Origin of the sequence: Peribacillus asahii, from assembly GCF_003570725.1 — a bacterium.
Taxonomy (GTDB): Bacteria; Bacillota; Bacilli; order Bacillales; family DSM-1321; genus Peribacillus; species Peribacillus asahii.
Genome location: NZ_QWVS01000003.1, coordinates 113917 through 129923, shown reverse-complemented (window position 1 = coordinate 129923; position 16007 = coordinate 113917). Strand labels below are relative to the sequence as shown.

General features: G+C 38.3%; 13 protein-coding genes, 2 tRNA genes and 1 riboswitch. Of the genes, 9 read left to right on the top strand and 6 right to left on the bottom strand.

Annotated elements, in window-relative coordinates:
• Positions 1 to 64: 64 nt before the first annotated feature.
• Together D1953_RS03345 and D1953_RS03340 are read left to right on the top strand one after the other, a co-directional pair.
• A tRNA-Ser gene (locus D1953_RS03345) sits at positions 65 to 155 on the top strand.
• Positions 156 to 168: 13 nt separating this feature from the next.
• Positions 169 to 242, top strand: a tRNA-Arg gene (locus tag D1953_RS03340).
• A 181-nt stretch (positions 243 to 423) separates the two neighbouring features.
• On the opposite strand, the gene D1953_RS03335 is transcribed toward D1953_RS03340, so the two are convergent.
• Both D1953_RS03335 and D1953_RS03330 read right to left on the bottom strand, forming a co-directional pair.
• A complete protein-coding gene (locus D1953_RS03335) occupies positions 424 to 639 on the bottom strand; it encodes a DUF3006 domain-containing protein (RefSeq protein WP_119115751.1) in 216 nt (71 codons plus the stop codon).
• A 128-nt stretch (positions 640 to 767) separates the two neighbouring features.
• Positions 768 to 1253, bottom strand: coding sequence for a QueT transporter family protein (locus tag D1953_RS03330; RefSeq protein WP_119115750.1), 486 nt, complete (start codon positions 1251 to 1253; stop codon positions 768 to 770).
• A gap of 8 nt (positions 1254 to 1261) precedes the next feature.
• Positions 1262 to 1306, bottom strand: a riboswitch (PreQ1 riboswitch).
• 224 nt (positions 1307 to 1530) lie between these two features.
• Here D1953_RS03330 and D1953_RS03325 point away from each other — a divergent pair.
• Positions 1531 to 1986, top strand: coding sequence for an N-acetyltransferase (locus D1953_RS03325; protein WP_119115749.1), 456 nt, complete (start codon positions 1531 to 1533; stop codon positions 1984 to 1986).
• 250 nt (positions 1987 to 2236) lie between these two features.
• Here the strand turns inward: D1953_RS03325 and D1953_RS03320 are convergent, their stop codons facing one another.
• Complete coding sequence (locus D1953_RS03320) at positions 2237 to 3634, bottom strand: sigma-54 interaction domain-containing protein (RefSeq protein WP_119115748.1); 1398 nt, start codon at positions 3632 to 3634, stop codon at positions 2237 to 2239.
• A 329-nt stretch (positions 3635 to 3963) separates the two neighbouring features.
• Here D1953_RS03320 and D1953_RS03315 point away from each other — a divergent pair, with 329 nt between their 5' ends.
• The 5 genes from D1953_RS03315 to D1953_RS03295 all read left to right on the top strand — a co-directional run bounded on the left by D1953_RS03315 (position 3964) and on the right by D1953_RS03295 (position 12531).
• The gene (locus D1953_RS03315; RefSeq protein ID WP_119115747.1) at positions 3964 to 5289 is read left to right on the top strand and encodes an aminotransferase family protein; all 1326 of its coding nucleotides are present in this window, start codon (positions 3964 to 3966) and stop codon (positions 5287 to 5289) included.
• Between the two features lie 26 nt (positions 5290 to 5315).
• Positions 5316 to 6770, top strand: coding sequence for an aldehyde dehydrogenase family protein (locus tag D1953_RS03310; protein ID WP_119115746.1), 1455 nt, complete (start codon positions 5316 to 5318; stop codon positions 6768 to 6770).
• Between the two features lie 83 nt (positions 6771 to 6853).
• A complete protein-coding gene (locus D1953_RS03305) occupies positions 6854 to 8227 on the top strand; it encodes an APC family permease (protein WP_182480483.1) in 1374 nt (457 codons plus the stop codon).
• Between the two features lie 277 nt (positions 8228 to 8504).
• Positions 8505 to 10532, top strand: coding sequence for a hydantoinase/oxoprolinase family protein (locus D1953_RS03300; protein WP_119115744.1), 2028 nt, complete (start codon positions 8505 to 8507; stop codon positions 10530 to 10532).
• 19 nt (positions 10533 to 10551) lie between these two features.
• Positions 10552 to 12531, top strand: a complete 1980-nt coding sequence (locus D1953_RS03295; RefSeq protein WP_119115743.1) for a hydantoinase B/oxoprolinase family protein — start codon at positions 10552 to 10554, stop codon at positions 12529 to 12531.
• 81 nt (positions 12532 to 12612) lie between these two features.
• Here the strand turns inward: D1953_RS03295 and D1953_RS03290 are convergent, their stop codons facing one another.
• The 3 genes from D1953_RS03290 to D1953_RS03280 form a co-directional block, all read right to left on the bottom strand.
• A complete protein-coding gene (locus D1953_RS03290) occupies positions 12613 to 13782 on the bottom strand; it encodes a polysaccharide deacetylase family protein (RefSeq protein ID WP_119115742.1) in 1170 nt (389 codons plus the stop codon).
• A 167-nt stretch (positions 13783 to 13949) separates the two neighbouring features.
• Positions 13950 to 14657: a 23S rRNA pseudouridine(2604) synthase RluF gene (gene rluF / locus D1953_RS03285; RefSeq protein WP_119115754.1), complete on the bottom strand. Its 708-nt coding sequence runs from the start codon at positions 14655 to 14657 to the stop codon at positions 13950 to 13952.
• A gap of 88 nt (positions 14658 to 14745) precedes the next feature.
• Positions 14746 to 15633, bottom strand: coding sequence for a DMT family transporter (locus D1953_RS03280; RefSeq protein WP_119115741.1), 888 nt, complete (start codon positions 15631 to 15633; stop codon positions 14746 to 14748).
• A gap of 181 nt (positions 15634 to 15814) precedes the next feature.
• Between D1953_RS03280 and D1953_RS21125 the strand changes: the two genes are divergently transcribed.
• The gene (locus tag D1953_RS21125; RefSeq protein WP_182480482.1) at positions 15815 to 15988 is read left to right on the top strand and encodes a hypothetical protein; all 174 of its coding nucleotides are present in this window, start codon (positions 15815 to 15817) and stop codon (positions 15986 to 15988) included.
• Positions 15989 to 16007 lie beyond the last annotated feature (19 nt).

Genomic DNA, 16007 nt, shown 5'->3' with positions numbered 1-16007 from the left:
CATTCGGCTGTTAACCGAACGGTCGTAGGTTCGAGTCCTACCTGCGGAGCCATTTTTTTTATGTGGGGAAGTACTCAAGAGGCTGAAGAGGCGCCCCTGCTAAGGGTGTAGGTCGGGTAACCGGCGCGAGGGTTCAAATCCCTCCTTCTCCGCCATATACATATTCATGCGCCTTTAGCTCAGCAGGATAGAGCAACGGCCTTCTAAGCCGTCGGTCAGAGGTTCGAATCCTCTAAGGCGCGTAATGGACTAATCCTCGTGATTAGTCTTTTTTAATACCCATTTGTTTGGTTGTGAAAAACTTCGCCCATTCCTTTGATTTGGGGAAAATAACCATTAATTGCATGGTTTTTTAGGGCGAAGTTAATCTTTCTTTTAAGGAAAGGGAAAATACAAACCCCAGATTTAAAGTAGGGCTAGCCGTCAATCGTCAAATAGTTCATCCATTAAATCCTCAATTTCTTGCTTCAACTTTGCTTTTTTCTTTGTATCAATGATAATTTTATCACCATCAAATATAAGAACATCACCAATACCGGCTTCTTTTGGCAATTTAGCCTTTGGAATATCCTCCATTGTATCGTTGAATTCAACGACTGCAAGATCTCCCTCAAATCGATCAATAATTCCTTTTTCCATTATTTCACCGTCTTTATAAAGATTTTAGAACTGTTTTGAAATTAAAGATTTACATATTTATTGAAGGACAGGTATGAAAAAAAGCTGTCATCTTCGAACGGACGAAGTATTGACAGCCTTTTTTCTATTTAGGAAATCCATTTTGAAAATTGAATGCGCTTATTCATGGCATATACAATAGGAGCTCCGATTAGCATGACGGTAAACTCTCCAGCCGCTGTTGTGAGCCAGCTAAGCCAGAACGGAAATCCTAGTGCAAGATGCAGTTCGAACGCAATCATGAACATCGTGAATGTGAATACGAGAATATTAATGATCATCAACACTTTAATATTCTTAATATAACGTGAAGCAAAAATCACAATGAGTAGTGCTAGTAAAGACTGTCCAACGCCAAAAATTAAATCGTAAGCAGCCATCGGGGAAAATAAATTAGTAATAAACACCCCAGCTACAATTCCGTAAATATATTTTTTGTTGAATACAATCAAATGATTAAACAGTTCAGGAATCCGAAACTGAATGGCGGAAAAAGCAATTGGGTTAATCACAAGTGAGACAGCTATATAGAGAGCTGCTAAAATTCCATTGACTATTAATGTTCTGCTATTCATTGTTGACTCTCTCCCTAGTTTTTTATCGTGGGATGGTTTCGAACCACGTTTTTGAGTGAACGTTCAATGATTAATAGTATAGGATGTAAGCTTATTTCGTCAATAGAATAAGGGACTAGTGTTTATTTCCATAGATAGAGCAATGATAAAGGGAATAATTCTGAGTCATTTCATTACATATTAATAGAAAATTATGATTTCCACGATTGCTTTATTGACTTTTCTGAAATCTCAAGTATGATTTTAATCATAGTTTCTAAAAAAAAGGTGAGATTATATGGTGAACATTCGGAAGGCTAAAGCAAGTGATGTAGAGGCTATTTATAGCTTGATTAATATGTATGCTCAACAAGGTCTTTTGCTCCCGCGTACCCGCGACTCATTGTATGAAAATCTTCAGGCTATCTGCGTGGCAACTATCGATAATCAGGTTGTGGGGGCAGCGAGTCTTCATATATTAGGAAAAGATTTATCAGAGATTCGCTCGCTTGTCGTAGCTGAAGAGGCGAAGGGAAGAGGGGTAGGCAAATTACTTGTTGAACAGATTGTAGAAGAAACAAAAAAAATTGAAATTAAAAAGCTTATTTCTCTTACCTATCAGGTTACATTTTTTGAAAAATGCGGATTCCAGGTAATTGAGAAAGATGAGATGCCGCAAAAAGTATGGAAAGACTGTTTGAATTGCAGTAAGTTCCCAACTTGTGATGAAATTGCTATGGCCATATATGTGTAAAAGAGCTGATATTTAGTATGCTTGTTTGATTAATAAAGAATCTATTAACGACCACCTTTGAATGTTTTGGGAAGGTGGTCGTTTCACTGCTTAGTAAATTGTGAAATTCATAAATTGTGGATAAGCGTTTCGACATTCAGCTTAATCCCTTAGCTCCTTGAGGTTCAGTCTATGAAATCCAGGGGCGATTTCACCTTCGAGCTTGTAAACAGCTGTCGCAGAACAAGGTGTTTGCGCTTTTGTCTTGTGTTTAAGGCAGGAACTGATTTTTATATTTTTTGAGTTTACGAATGACAGACGGTTGGCTGATGCCAAGAAATGCAGCCATTTTATATGTGGATTTACATTGTTGATACGCTTTGGAAATGATCCATTTTTCTACTTTTTCTAAAATAGTTTTAAGATCATAACTTTCAATCATTGTTTGTTCAATAATAAGAGAAGGTTCCTTTTGTGAAGTCGGGCTTTGAACTATGATAGAAGAAGGCAAAGTATTTGGAAAAATAATGGTTTCATCAGTAGTTAAAATAAGTCGTTCAATGAGATTTTCTAATTCTCGTACATTCCCAGGCCATGTATATTGAATTAAAGTTTCATATGTGGCAGAATGCAATTTTTTATTTGTTTTATACTTCTTGTTAATGAATTCTAGATAGTGATTGATTAATAACGCAATATCCTCTTTTCGATCACGTAAAGAAGGAATGTGAAGCGGAATGACACTTAATCGATAATATAAATCAAGCCGGAATGTCCCCTTTTGAACCATTTCCTCTAAATTTTGATTGGTGGCTGCTACAAGACGAAAATCAATATGGCACTCCTTCGTTCCTCCAATTCTTGTGAACTTTTTTTCCTGCAACACCTTTAATAATTTTACCTGAATAGCCAAAGGCAGCTCCCCAATTTCATCTAAAAATAAAGTTCCATTATGGGCTTGTTCAATTAGTCCTTGTTTACCTTGCTTAAGGGCACCAGTAAAAGAGCCTGGTTCGTAGCCGAACATTTCTGCTTCAAATAAACTTTCAGGTATTGTACTACAATTCACTTCAATAAATGGCTCCTTTTTACGGTAACTCTGATTATGTAATTTGCGAGCAAACATACTTTTTCCGACACCTGATTCTCCTAAAAACAACACGGTTGCATCCGATTCAGCAACCCGATAAAGTGTTTTTTCAATGTGCTCCATCTTTTTACTGCGGTAAATAACGTCTCCTTTCCCAAGTAACTCTTTAACTTCTGTTTGGTAGCTTTCTATTTTTTTCTTTAATTGTTCATATTGATATTGGAGGTCATTAATCTCTGTTTGATCTTGGGCATAGCTGATGACCAAAATAATCTTTCCATCATCGTTAAAAACCGGGTAGGCAGTGGCCATCACTACTTTTCCTGTGATCGTGTGCTGCATCACTTCAATCGATTTTCTTTCCTTAAGTACCATTGCGGTAATAGACGGAGAAAGAATTCCTTCTGCTTCAAGCTCATAAACTGATTTTCCGACATATTGATCGAGCTCAATCCCATAAACAGCCCAGTGTTGGGAATTTGTATACAAAATATATCCTTTTCCATCGGTGACAGTAATATTGTTATTCGAAGTATGGATAATTGTATCTAAAATAGTGTTAACGGTTGCATAATTCATAATTTCTTTCTCCTTTCTTCTTTTTGTAAAGGCTTTGCTGGAAGGTTACTAGTTTTATAGAGCTAGAGCGAAAATGAGCCAAAAATCAACAGCTTTGACATAGCTTTTGTGAAAATAATGTCATCCATTTTTTGGCTATGATTCGAATATAAATCATGAAGGCGTTAACAATCAAGAAATGAATCATAAATTTTTACTTTTGATTCGAAAGTGGATTACTTTCATCGAAGAGGGGTTTTTAAATGCCTATTTTTCTACAAATTTTTCTTGGCATGAATCTTGCTTCTAAATTCTATATAGCCAAAAATTTTTTAGAGAGGGTGTTGTAAATGTTAAAAGACGTAAAGGTAGACAAAGAATTGATGGAGTTAGATAAAAAGCATTTTATTCATCCAACATCATCGATTGCCCAACAGCAGGCAAATGGACCAAGTTTTATTTTTACAGAGGGCAAAGGAATCTATTTAACTGATATTACTGGAAAACAAGTGATTGATGGGATGAGCTCACTTTGGAATGTGAATATTGGACATGGGCGAGAGGAGCTGGCACAAGTGGCTCAAGAGCAAATGTCAAAGCTGGCATTTAGTTCATGTTTCGGAACGATTAGTAATGAACCGGCCATTCGATTAGCTTCGAAACTTGCATCAATTGCTCCAGGAGATTTAAATGCTGTTTTCTTTACTTCTGGTGGATCTGAGTCTAATGATACTGCATTTAAATTAGCTCGTCATTATTGGGTTTTAAAAGGGCAGCCGAATCGCCAAAAAATTATATCTCGCACACAGTCCTATCATGGAGTAGCTATGGGAGCGACAAGTGCAACAGGCTTAAAGCCGTTCCGTGATTTCACAAACTCGATTATACCGGACTTTTATCATGTAGATGGTACTTCTAGTGAAGCGTTACGTGAAGCCATTGAACAAGAAGGTCCTGAAACAATTGCAGCTTTCATTACAGAACCTGTGCAAGGTGCAGGCGGTGTAAATATTGCGCCAGAGGGATATTTGCAAGAAGTAAGAAAAATCTGTGATGAATATGGTATCCTAATGATTGTAGATGAAGTTATTACAGGATTTGGAAGAACTGGAACGATGTTTGGCGTTAATCATTATGGAGTGGTACCAGATATGATGTGTTTTGCAAAAGGCGTTTCAAGTGGATATGCCCAACTAGGAGGCGTTCTATTCTCTGAGAAGATATTCGATGATTTGAAGGAACTGTCGAAAGGGACTCTTCTACATGGTTATACGTACAGTGGCCATCCGACAGCTTGCAGCGTTGCTTTGAAAAATATTGAAATTATTGAACGAGAAAATTTAGTAGAGAATGCAAAACTTATGGGTGAGGAATTACTGAAGGGCTTTAAATATTTACAAAGCAATCATCGAATTGTTGGGGATGTTCGAGCACTTGGACTAATTGGCGGCATTGAAATTGTGAAAGATAAACTGACTGGGGAAAGCTTTGAAACACCACTTTCTCCTAAACTTGCAGAGGAAGCTGCGAAACGTGGATTAATCATTCGTACTGTTACTTTTGATCAAGATACACTCGTCTTTGCTCCTCCTTTAGTCATTAATAAAGCAGAGATTGAGAGAATGATTGATATTTTAGATGAAACGATGATAGCTGTTGAAAGAGAGCTTTTCTAAGAGGATGAGGCAGAAGGAGATGAAGGATGATGGATTATTTAAATTACATTGGAGGAAAGTGGACTGAATCGAAGAGCAGAGAGACATATAAGCATTATAATCCAGCGAATCCCTCTGAATGTTTCGGAACGACGGTTGTTGCTACCGTTGAGGAAGTAGACAGTGCTGTTATACATGCTAAACAAGCTTTTCTTCAATGGAAGCAGCTTTCTCCCGTGACACGTGGGGAGTTTTTGCGAAAGGCAGCTGACCTTTTAGAGCAGCAGACTGAAGAAATAGCAAAAATAGCGACAAAAGAGATGGGCAAGAGATTCGTAGAAATGAAAGGTGAAGTTGCTAGAGCTGCGATGATTTTACGTTATTTTGCACAGGAAGGGATGAGGAAGATGGGGGAACTTCTTCCCTCCGTTAATCCTCAAAATACGCTGTATTCGCTCAGGGTTCCTTTAGGCGTTGTTTCTGTCATTACACCATGGAATTTCCCTGTGGCGATTCCAATATGGAAAATAGCACCGGCTCTTGTTTACGGAAATACGGTTGTCTGGAAGCCTGCTCAGGAATCAGGGATTACAGCAGTAAAAATTGCAGAAGTATTTGAAAGAGCTGGTTTACCTGAAGGAGTTTTGAATTTGGTTATGGGGAGCGGAGCGACAGTGGGGAATGCCCTTGTTGAGCATCCGAATACAGCAGCGGTTACCTTTACCGGTTCCAATCAAGTTGGGCGAGAGATTGCTTCTAAAGCGGTAGCACAAAATAAAAAATTTCAGCTAGAGCTTGGAGGGAAAAATCCTGCTGTCGTTCTAGCAGATGCTGATTTAGATTTGGCGGCTAAGTTGACGATTGAAGGAGCTATGAAGCAGACAGGCCAGCGCTGTACAGCAACAAGTCGAGTGTATGTAGAGCAGTCTATTTACGATACATTTGTAGACAAACTATTGACTGAAGTAAAGCAAATTAAAGTGGGAGATGGACTAGACGAAACAGTAAATATGGGGCCGGTAGCTTCTAAAAATCAATTTGATACAGTTTCTTCTTATATAGCGAAAGGAGTTGAAGAAGGAGCCCAATTGCTTTTCGGTGGCCAATGTTTAGAGGGACCAACATTTAACGGAGGTTATTTTATTGAACCGACGATTTTCGGACAAGTAACAAATGAGATGACTATTGCAAGGGAAGAGATTTTTGGACCTGTTTTAGCTGTAGTAAAAGTAGCAGATTATTCGGAAGCACTCGCTAAAGCGAATGATACGATGTATGGATTAAGTGCTTCGTTGTTTACAACAAGCTTGGATAAAGCCTTCCATTTTATTGAAAATAGTGAAGTCGGAATGGTCCAAATTAACGGGGAAACAGGTGGGGCAGAACCACAAGCTCCATTTGGAGGAATGAAAGAATCAAGCTCTGGTACGAGGGAACAAGGACAAGCTGCTGTTGAATTCTTTACAGCTTATAAAACCGTTTCGATTACTTCTTCTTTGTAAAAGACATTATCGATTAATAGAAAATCTTTTGGGGAGGGATTACTATTAGGGAGCAAAAAAATCTCAATAAAGTCCTTTCGAGGATGGATATTCTATTTCTTGCTTTTGGAGCGATGATTGGTTGGGGCTGGGTCGTCTTATCTGGTAATTGGATAGGATCAGCAGGAACACTTGGGGCGATGATTGCCTTTGTCATTGGTGGAGTATTAGTAATATTCGTTGGTCTGACATATGCGGAACTAGCCTCGGCTATGCCGACAACAGGTGGAGCGCTTATTTACGTACTTAGAGGAGTAGGACCTAAAGCTGCGTTCGCGGCATCTTGGGCCTTAGCACTCGGTTATATTTCAGTTGTGGCTTTTGAGGCTGTGGCTTTGCCAACTGTTGTCGAATATATCTTTCCTAATTATAAGGTTGGATATATGTATACTATCACTGAGTATGATGTCTATCTATCTTGGGTACTTGTTGGAGTAGCCGGTTCTATATTCGTTACAATTATTAATTACTTTGGGATGAAATCAGCGGCTATCCTTCAAATGGTGTTAACGATTGTAATAGCGCTTATTGGATTAATGTTAATTTTTGGAGCTACTATTACTAGTGATTTTTCAAATGCAGAACCACTGTTTGTTGGTGGAACAGCAGGAGTCATCGCAGTTCTCGTTATGACACCGTTCATGTTTGTTGGCTTTGATGTCATTCCGCAAACGGCGGAAGAAATGAATGTACCTCCTAAATCAATCGGAAAGATCCTCATTACATCTGTTGGTTTTGCTGTATTCTTCTATGTAGCCGTGATTTTTGCAGTCGGAATTTCTTTAGATAAGGGCGTGCTTAGTAGTTCGGTTTTACCGACAGCAGATGCGATGGCTGCAGTTTATGGTTCCAGCCTTTTTGCTACTATTTTAATTCTGGGCGGTGTAGCTGGAATTTTGACAAGTTGGAACGCCTTTATTATTGGAGGCAGTCGTGTGCTTTATTCGATGGCAGAAAAGAAGATGATTCCAGCTTGGTTCGGTAAGTTACACCCTAAAAACAATACTCCGACTAATGCCATTTTATTTATAGGTGCTTTATCGACGATTGCTCCATTGTTGGGCAGACCGATGTTAGTATGGTTGGTTGATGCAGGGGGCCTTGCGATTGTTATTGCTTACTTCTGTGTGGCACTTGCTTTTGTCAAATTACGCAAGAATGAACCTGATATGGTACGTCCTTTCCGTGCTGGGAAATCAAATGCGGTAGGCTGGACTGCTTTTATATTAAGTATAGGTTTTATTTCCTTATACTTACCTGGAATGCCAGCAGCGCTCATTTGGCCATATGAGTGGCTAATCTTTGCAGGCTGGTGGGGAATTGGATTCGTCCTTATGTTTATCATGAGAGCAAACTATAACCGTCACACAATGACATACACAGATGCATTGAATGAGCCTAGTGAAAAAGTTCAGTAATAGGTTAGATGTTATCGAAGACTCTTATGAAAAACGCTCAAACTTATCATGCACTTTAACAAATCTCTTTCTTCAATAATATTGGACAAGAAGGGGATTACATCCACATTTATACCTCTACAAACAAAATTTATACTACTTACATGAATCATTTCAAGAAGATGACTACAAAAATATCAATCACTTAGTATAGGTCCTATCGACTGATTATTCTAAAAAATAGATTATCAACAACGTTATTTAACAGAACTTAAAAATAAAAAGGTGGGGATCTAATATGACTCAAACTCGACTAGCAATTGATGTAGGTGGCACATTTACAGATGTATTTGTTTTTGATGAGCAAACAGGAAAGGTTTTTGTAACGAAAACATCATCAACACCTTCGAATCCAGAGCAGGGAATTTTAGATGGAATTGAAAAAGCTCAGTTAAATGGTCAAGATATTAAAATCTTTTCCCATGGTACAACTGTTGGTACGAATGCATTAATTGAAAGAAAGCTGCCTAAAACGGCACTTATTACGACAAAAGGTTTTCGGGATGTTCCAGAGATTCGACGCGGAACAAAGCTTGACATATGGGATATGTATCAAGATACTTCAAAACCTTATATTCCAAGAAGAGATCGGTTTGAAGTAACAGAAAGAACGGATTATGACGGTAACGTACTTACTGAAATTGATGAAGAAGAAGTGCGTCAGCTTGCTAGAAAACTAGATAAGCGCGGTACGGAGTCCATTGCTGTTTGTTTTATAAATGCTTACGTGAATGGCGCGAACGAGGCACGAGTAAAAGAGATTATCCAAGAAGAACTACCGAATGTTTACATTTGCACATCGAGTGAAGTATTGCCAGAGATTTTTGAGCACGAGCGTATGAGTACAACGATTATTAATGCAGTGTTAGGGCCGATTATTAGTAAATATATTCATAATTTAGAAGGTGAAATGGAGAAAAAAGGGTATGAAGGGGATATTCTAGTTTTACACTCTGGTGGCGGTGTCATGACGTCTAGTACAGTTCCACGTTATGCTGCAAGGCTTGCAAGCTCGGGGATTGCTGCCGGTGCAATCGCTAGTAAGCATATTGCCAAACTTTGTGGTTTTAATCATGCGATTGGACTTGATATGGGAGGGACGAGTACAGATATTTCTCTTATGTATGATGGCGATATTAGGATTACAAAAGATTGGTACATTGAATATGGATATCCAATTGGGTTTCCGAGCATTGAAATTTTGACAATTGGAGCTGGTGGAGGAAGTTTAGCGTGGGTGGATGAAGGCGGTTCTCTCAGAAACGGACCACAAAGTGCTGGTGCAGTTCCCGGGCCTGCTTGTTATCAAAGAGGAGGAACGGAAGCGACCAACTCCGATGCCAATTTAGTTCTTGGCCGTCTAGGAGTCGATTTATTAGATGGAACTATGAAGTTGGATAAGGAAAAAGCAAGACAAGCTGTTGAAAAGATTGCCAAGGAGTTTAATTATACAGTTGAAGAAGCTGCTAATGCGATTATTGAAGTGGCTAATGCTAACATGTGTGATGCATTGAGATTAATCTCGGTAAGACGTGGCTATGATCCACGTGACTTTGCTCTTGTTGCTTTTGGAGGGGCTGGACCGTTACATGGTGCTCAGTTAGCAAAAGATATGGATATTCCAACTATTATTGTTCCGCCTCACCCTGGTGTTGCCGCTGCCATGGGCTGCTTATTAGTAGATGTTCGTCATGACATTTCAAAAACATATGTGAAGAATGTTCATCATGTTTCACTTGAAGAATTAGAAAATGAATTCAGCGGTATGGAACAAGAGGCTGAAAAATTATTAGAAGAGGAAGGCGTTGGAAGTGATCAGTCCACACTTATGCGTTATGTGGATATGAGATACAAGGGGCAATGGCGCTCATTAGCTATACCAGTCAGTGATAAACTTCAATCATTAGACAGCGTATTAGAGGCTTTTCACCAAGAACATCAACGTGAATTTGCCTTTTCAGATGATAAACAATTAGTTGAGATTTATGGTTTGCGAGTCACTGTCATCGGAACGGTACCGAAACCAGAGTTTCCGAAGTATGGACCAGCGGGCACACTGGAGAGTGCTTTAAAAGAAGTGAGAGATGTTTATTTCGATGGAAAGTTTGTCCCTGCAAATGTCTATAACCGTGAGGATATTCCTGTTCTTTCTGAAATTCAAGGACCGGCTATTATTGATCAGTTGGATACAACGACGGTAATCCCGCCAGGCTTTACTGCGAAAGTAGATGTGTATAGAAATTTAATTATATCGGTAAACAAATAAGACGAGGGGTGAAATAGCTATGAATAGACCTGAACTGATTCAAAAGGAAACGACTAATCGCTTGGATCCTGTTACATTCGAGGTATTAAAAAACGGTTTTATCAACCTTGTAGATCAAATGGCCGAACAAATACTAAGAACCTGTTATTCATTTGTTATTTATAACCGCGATTTCAGTTGTGCTCTTTGTGATGCTGAGGGAAACACAGTGATGCAAGGAACACAAGATATTTCTGTACACGTTGGGACCCTGCATTTAACCGCTAAAGCTGTCTTAGAAGATTTTGGTGATGATATTCATCCTGGGGACGCTTTTTTAGTTAATGATCCATACCGGGGAGGTACCCATTTTAATGATACGCGTGTAGTATTACCGGTCTTTCATGATGATCGCTTAATTGCATTCATGCAAACAAATGGTCACTGGGCAGATATGGGAGGGACAACTCCAGGCTCTTTTGATGTTACCGCCAAGGAGCATTATGGAGAGGGTGTTCGAATTCCACCTGTTCGCATTTATAGCAAAGGTGGATACTTAGCGGATGTTGTAAATCTTATAGCGTTGAATATGCGTGTTCCGGAAGAAAGAATTGGAGATCTTCGCTCACAAGTTGAGGCAGCAAAAGTAGGGCAGACTCAGCTTCTTGAAATCATTAGGAAATATGGTTTAGAGACGACATTAATTGCTTTTGAAGAAGTTCAAGACTATGTTGAGCGTTTAGCTAAAACAAAAATAAAATCTTTGCCAAAAGGAACATGGGAAACGGTAGATTACATTGATATGGATCCGGAATTGGGAGATGGTCTTATTCCAATTCAAGTAAAGATGACTATTTCAGATGAGGAAATTTTATACGATTTAACAGGTTCTCATCCTTATATCGGCTGTTTTCTGAATTCAGGATTCGGTGCCTCTTTATCAGCCACCTATGCAGGGACAAAAACATTCTTTCCAGCAATCCCTCTAAATTCAGGGTTTTATCGAGTTGTTAAAGTAATTTTACCGGAGAATTCTGTTGTGAATGCTCCAAGCCCCATCGCTGTAACCGGTTTTTGTTCAGGAACATTTGAAAAGATTATGAATGCTTGCTTTGAACTTTGGTCGAATATTATGCCGGAAAGAGCTCTTGCCTGTTCTTTCAATCTAGAATACTTACTTATTGGCGGCAATGATTTACGAAACGAGCAAAATCAGTATTTTATGTGGTACGACTGGATGGCCGGCGGACATGGCGGTCGTTATGATCGAGATGGAGCAAATGCAACTTCGCCAGTGTTTGGAGTAGGTTTAAGTGTTCAGCCGTGTGAAGGCCAAGAACGATTATCCCCGGTCATTACGACTAAACATGAAATTATTACTGATTCAGCGGGCCCTGGTAAATATCGTGGCGGTTGTGGGGTTGAAAAAGGCGGAGTTTTAACAGAAATAAAAAATACGGTTATGTCCTATTGTTGTGACAGGTCTCGTTCCCTGACATGGGGGATTTTTGGAGGGCTTCCTTCTTATCCACATGGAGCATGGTTAAATCCTGGAAAAGAAGATGAACAATTTTTAGGAACTATTTTTTCAAATGTAGAAGTAAAAAGCGGTGACTCCTTTGTCAGACCTTCTGCAGGTGGAGGTGGATTGGGGGATGCTCTTGAAAGAGATGTAGAAGCTGTCTTAGAAGATGTGATTGATGAATATGTTTCGGTTGAAAGAGCAAGAAAAGATTATGGAGTTGTCATTAAAGAGATTGATCGAGACCTTGATTTATTTGAAATTGACTATGAAGCAACAAAAAGAGAGAGAGAGTTTATAAGAAATAATCGTAAAAAATGGCTAGAGCTCGATCCTGTTATAGTAGAAAAACAGTTCCAAGATGGAGAGATTGATAAATTAGATGTTATTCGTCGTTTTGGGGTCATTATGGATTATGCAACTAATAAAGTTTTATTAAAATCAACAGAACAATTCAGACAATCTTTGGGAAAACGTTCCCTAACTTATTGGAAGTAATCGTTCAGTGATAAAATAACAGACTGCAGCTTGAGCCGCAGTCTGTTATGCATGTTTATAGTGTTGCATCTGCCTAGTCAGTTATTGTAGATTCACAATCTTTAAATCTTCTTTTTGTAAATGTTTAATAATATCAGGTAAGGCCTCAACAACGGCTGCTGATTCATGCAGAAGAATAATCGATCCGGATGTTTTAGAACTTTTCACTACTGTAAGAATTTTTTTTGCATTGCGGCTTTCCCAATCTCTAGTATCAATACTCCAAATAACCATCTTCTGATTGTATTTTTTAGTTAGTTTACTTGTATTTGAATTTTTAGCGCCATAAGGTGGCCGAAACAGAGTGACAGGTTCCTTCGTGATTTTTTCAATGATGGTATTGGCTTGTGTTAGTTCCTTTTCTTGCTTTTGATAAGAAAGACTTGTGAATTTTGGGTGATTCATAGAATGGCTGCCGATTGAAAAGCCATTCTTTTTCGCGTATTTTACATCTTCGGGCCGGTTTTTCACGTTTGTTCCAATATAGAAAAACGTACCGCCTACTTTATATTTTTTTAAAATGTTTACTATTTTCTTAGAATATTTAGAAGGGCCATCATCGAAAGTAAGAGCTACGTAACCTCTAGGGACGTTATAGTTCATCGATTTTTTTAGCTTTATAGCAGGATGTTGAATGCTCTCTTTTTCTTCAGAGATTGCAGAGGCTGCTGTTACGACTATCCTATTATTTAATGCTTCGGCTTTCACAGGTTTAGTTTCATTCAATACTAGAAATGCGAAAAGGCTCATAATAAAGACAGCCATCCAGGCCAGCTTAGGAGAAAGAAAGGGTATATATGTAGTCTTTTGTTTGCTGGTTCTCTCTTTGTCTTGCTTAAGTGAATGCGGACTAGATAAGAAGGGTAGGGCATGAAGCTGCTTGATTTGCTGAATAGGTTTCAGTAAGTTCAAGTTTTGACTATATTCTTTTGAACATGAAAAGAATTTTTTATTATTCTTGCCAAGATAGGTTCGAGTGATGCAGCCGACCTTTTTCTTTTCTCGAGCATCCCAAGAATGATAAAAGGATAGGTAATATTTAGCGCCGGTTTCAAACTTAGCTGTAGCTTGTAAACTGTTAGCTGTTGTTTCATCAACTTCCCAAACTAGCTGGATTTTTTGGTCCAATAGTAATTGGATTTGTAAAAAAAATTGATTGCTTACTTTTTGTATAGCTAAAAGTTCTACTCTCTTTTCGTTACAGACTGACATAACTCTCCCCCTCTTTTAACCACTTTATAAGTATATTTGTTGATTCTTTAATTGAATCGTTATATCCTGCAACATCATGTAAAATTTATAGAATTTTCAGACGAATTCAATGGGTAAAAAGAGATCAGAAGCAATGCTGATCTCTTGAAAAAGGGGGGTATCGTTATTCAACGTTTTCTAGGAGTATAATTCAATTGCTTAAATAATTCACTCAGCTCTTCTTTTGTTAAATCACGCCATTGACCGACAGCGAGACCATCTAAGCGGATATTCATAATACGTGTTCTCTGCAAGCTTCGTACCTGATAGCCTAAAGCTGAGCACATACGCCGAATTTGACGGTTTAGGCCTTGTGTTAAAATAATTTTGAACACATATTTAGACAATTGAGTGACTTTACAAGGCAAGGTTACCGTGTCCAAAATTTCTACACCTGCAGCCATTTTTTTGAGAAACGCAGGGGTAATAGGCTTGTCGACCGTTACAATATATTCCTTTTCATGCTTGCCTTCACTTCGCAAAATTTCATTTACGATGTCACCGTCATTTGTTAGTAAAATTAAGCCATCTGAATCTTTATCGAGTCGACCGATATGAAAAATTCGAAGCGGATGGTTAACAAAGTCCACGATATTGCCTTTAATATGCCTTTCTGTTGTACTTGTAATGCCAACAGGTTTATTAAGAGCAATATAGACATATTGCTGTTCAATTGTAATTGGTTTTCCATCTACACGCACATCATCGCCAGGTTCAGCTTGACTTCCTAGCTCCGCAACGATTCCGTTAATGGTTACGCGACCTTCAGCAATCCATTTATCTGCTCCACGTCTGGAGGTAATTCCTGACTCACTAATATATTTATTAATCCGCAAAAACAGCACACCTTTTTTCATTAAATTTTGTTACATTACAAAAGATAACGTAAACGCCCCTCTTTATTCAAGGGGCGTTCCGTTATTATTAAGAATTCGTACTCTGTAGTTTGGCTTTTTGACTAGATAGATAAACTCCAATAAAGACAAGCAGGCCGCCGACAATTTGTACAAGTGTAATCGTTTGTCCTAAAATTAAACTTAAAATAGCGGTAAAAACAGCAATTAAGTTAAGATAAATTCCGGCTTGGCTAGCATTAATATGACGTAACGAGCTATTCCAAAAGATGAAAGAACCAACAGATGGAAAGAGAGCAATATACACAATACCAATAATGGCTTGATTACTAAGTTGATAATTAAACTCGGAAAAAAGAACAAATGGCAATAAAGTGATAAGTCCTAGAACAGCAGATATAGATGTTCCGGAAATGGGGGGAATATTTTTAAGTTTTTTTCCGATAATTGAATAAAATGTCCATACGAGAATGGCTGCAATCATTAATACATCACCTTTATTATAGGTAAGGTGAAGAACTTCCTGAAGCTGTCCTTTCGTTAACACGAGTAAAACACCTAATAAAGAAATGAACAGACCAATTCCATTTTTTAGAGAAATTCGCTCTCGTAATAAAAATGCAGAAAAAAATACGATAACAGCTGGATTAATAGAATTAACGAGTGCTGCGTTTAGTGGAGTTGTGTATTTCAGTGCCCAATAAAGGAGAAGGTTGTAGCTAATAATTCCGAGTACACCCATAGTCCAGAGAATTTTCCACTGCTTCCACACTTGCTTCCAATTAGGTCGTTCAATCCAGTGGGCAATCGGAATTAATAAGAACGTTGCAAGGAGCCAACGTGAGAAGGTTAATTGTATGGGCGACATTTCGTTTATGACATATTGACCAAATACATAATTGCCAGCCCAAAACAAGTTGGCCAAAACTAAAAATAAAATAACTAATGATTTGTTCATTCGCAAACGCGACCTTTCTAAAAAAGTAAGTAGTTTTGCATCTATTCAAACAATATAGCAAAATAGGAAAAAGTTTTCAATTGGGAGAATGAGATCATGAGATGCAGGGATTGGTATCTTTGTTTTGTATTTTCGCTTATAATGAAGATAGGTCAGATGAAAGTTAAAAGGAGACAACAGCATGTCTGAAACTAAAAAGATGAGTTTGGCGAATGCCATTAAGCAGAAGTTGGCACAAAAGCAAGCTCAGACAACAAAAGGAACAAAAGAAACAGGGGTTGTAAAGACCGCTAAACCATTAAAAAATCAATTAACTAAAAAACCAAACAACCAACGAAAACGTACGGGGGTTTGATTGAAGAAAAACCTCATTG

Bases quoted from the DNA above. Each gene is read 5' to 3' on its own strand.
- D1953_RS03335 (WP_119115751.1), bottom strand. From the start codon at position 639: ATGGAAAAAGGAATTATTGATCGATTTGAGGGAGATCTTGCAGTCGTT.
- D1953_RS03330 (WP_119115750.1), bottom strand. From the start codon at position 1,253: ATGAATAGCAGAACATTAATAGTCAATGGAATTTTAGCAGCTCTCTAT.
- D1953_RS03325 (WP_119115749.1), top strand. From the start codon at position 1,531: ATGGTGAACATTCGGAAGGCTAAAGCAAGTGATGTAGAGGCTATTTAT.
- D1953_RS03320 (WP_119115748.1), bottom strand. From the start codon at position 3,634: ATGAATTATGCAACCGTTAACACTATTTTAGATACAATTATCCATACT.
- D1953_RS03315 (WP_119115747.1), top strand. From the start codon at position 3,964: ATGTTAAAAGACGTAAAGGTAGACAAAGAATTGATGGAGTTAGATAAA.
- D1953_RS03310 (WP_119115746.1), top strand. From the start codon at position 5,316: ATGATGGATTATTTAAATTACATTGGAGGAAAGTGGACTGAATCGAAG.
- D1953_RS03305 (WP_182480483.1), top strand. From the start codon at position 6,854: ATGGATATTCTATTTCTTGCTTTTGGAGCGATGATTGGTTGGGGCTGG.
- D1953_RS03300 (WP_119115744.1), top strand. From the start codon at position 8,505: ATGACTCAAACTCGACTAGCAATTGATGTAGGTGGCACATTTACAGAT.
- D1953_RS03295 (WP_119115743.1), top strand. From the start codon at position 10,552: ATGAATAGACCTGAACTGATTCAAAAGGAAACGACTAATCGCTTGGAT.
- D1953_RS03290 (WP_119115742.1), bottom strand. From the start codon at position 13,782: ATGTCAGTCTGTAACGAAAAGAGAGTAGAACTTTTAGCTATACAAAAA.
- D1953_RS03280 (WP_119115741.1), bottom strand. From the start codon at position 15,633: ATGAACAAATCATTAGTTATTTTATTTTTAGTTTTGGCCAACTTGTTT.
- D1953_RS21125 (WP_182480482.1), top strand. From the start codon at position 15,815: ATGTCTGAAACTAAAAAGATGAGTTTGGCGAATGCCATTAAGCAGAAG.